The sequence below is a fragment of the Streptococcus sp. 2741 genome, from assembly GCF_013276315.1.
Taxonomy (GTDB): domain Bacteria; phylum Bacillota; class Bacilli; order Lactobacillales; family Streptococcaceae; genus Streptococcus; species Streptococcus pseudopneumoniae.
In genome coordinates this window covers 1-685 of the sequence record NZ_VMKU01000150.1, presented here as the reverse complement: position 1 = coordinate 685, position 685 = coordinate 1, and the positions used below count along the sequence as shown (strand labels likewise).

Genomic DNA, 685 nt, shown 5'->3' with positions numbered 1-685 from the left:
TTGCGATTATTTTCATAAGCCTGTTGAGCATAGTCGGCAGAATAAACCTCTTTAAAGCGCCCTTTTCCAAGACATTGTCGGACTGTCCCACGCTTGATTTCATTGTGAATGGTTTGAGGAGCTTTTCCAAGTAAAGAGGCGATTTCTCTATTTGATTTCCCTTCCTTTTTCCATCGTTCGATTAAACGACGGCTATCGATTGTCAAATGTTTGGCTTTTGTAGTATAATGGTTTTTCATCTCTGTGCCTTTCTTGTGTTTGTGGTTGAACAACAAGTATAACACAGAGGTGTTTTCTTATGCCTAGAAGAGCTTTCATTTGACAAGAGGAACCCTTGAAGCAGTTTTGTCAGCTAAACCAAGGCTAATCTTAGCCTTGGCTTGTCAGCCTAACAGCATCAAGCCTCTTATCAAATGAAATCGAGGGCTAGCTATCAGCTAGTTAAAACATCTAATTTTTAGGAGGGCTGGATGGCTAACTTCATTATAGAACTTTCATTCGAACGTGAAAATGTCCCATTTGATAAAATAGTCGTATGAAAAGTATCCAACTGAATATGAATGAAACGAAAAAATATCTTGTGATATAGTTGCTTAGTTTCAAACAAGCATGTTATAATAAAGCTATGGCATATAGTACAGATTTTAAACAGCGAGCATTAGATTACATCAAAGAGGGGCACAGC

General features: G+C 37.8%; 1 protein-coding gene. It reads right to left on the bottom strand.

The features are described from left to right. Window positions 1-239: helix-turn-helix domain-containing protein (locus HT671_RS10995; protein WP_172922374.1), on the bottom strand; the 239-nt coding region annotated here is incomplete at its 3' end. Window positions 240-685 lie beyond the last annotated feature (446 nt).